This window comes from Porcipelethomonas ammoniilytica, assembly GCF_025567485.1.
Taxonomy (GTDB): domain Bacteria; phylum Bacillota; class Clostridia; order Oscillospirales; family Ruminococcaceae; genus Porcipelethomonas; species Porcipelethomonas ammoniilytica.
This window is the reverse complement of sequence record NZ_JAOQKH010000088.1, coordinates 1-856: the sequence shown is the minus strand read 5'-3', so window position 1 is coordinate 856 and position 856 is coordinate 1. Positions and strand designations below refer to the sequence as shown.

The 856-nt window shown below is 36.3% G+C and carries 1 protein-coding gene; it reads right to left on the bottom strand.

Annotated features, from left to right (window positions below):
• A partial coding sequence (locus OCV67_RS13400) for a hypothetical protein (protein ID WP_178085188.1) occupies positions 1 to 856 on the bottom strand: 856 nt, incomplete at both ends.

Genomic DNA, 856 nt, shown 5'->3' with positions numbered 1-856 from the left:
CTGTCAGTATGGTCGATATATTCATAAAGATCGCTGTTCAGCAGTTGGTTGTATGAGATATTTTCAGTGACAGAAAAAGCGCCGCTGTCCTTTGTGACCGTACACTCGTCGGTTATCCACGGAAATGCGCCTGTCAGCGAAACAACTTCGCTGATATTACCCGTAATCTTATGACGAAATCTGTCACCTACAGTAATCTTCTGCGGAACATCGGGCTTGTTATTTTCTTCAGGATTTTTTTCATCTGATTCTTCAATATTATTTTTTAAATCGGAATTATTATCAGGTTTTGTAAATGTTATTTCAGATTCAGGTATGACCTTACTGCTTTCAATGTTTTCAGATAAAATGCCGTATTCTTTAAGGATATTCTTTGCTCTTTCCGTATGTATTTTATCAGATTCACTATCTGAATTGTAGTATTTCAAAGTGTATTTTGCATGATATATACGGTTATCTATATCGGCTTTGGTAATATATTCGCCTTTGGATACCAGTTCTGAAATTCTTTCAGCGACTTCTTTCCATTTGAGATGAATTTCTTTACCTTCTTCATTGTCATACTTACGGTTGAGAATAATTTCAATTCCTTTTGAATCGTGATTTTCATAGGCATAAAATTCGTTTCCCGGACGACCGCCTGTACCGTACTCCTCTTTAAGCATTTGGGCGAATTCATTTATAGAGTGGCTTTCTTTACAGAATTCTTCAATACGGAATTTACCGTCCTCAAATCCGCTTCCTCTCATTAAAGCTTCATAAATTGCTTTTTCTTCTACGTCAGATTCATAAACTACAGGTTCTCCGAACAGAGAAAGCTGTGACGGTACATATTGGTGATCTTTTGATGTAATTT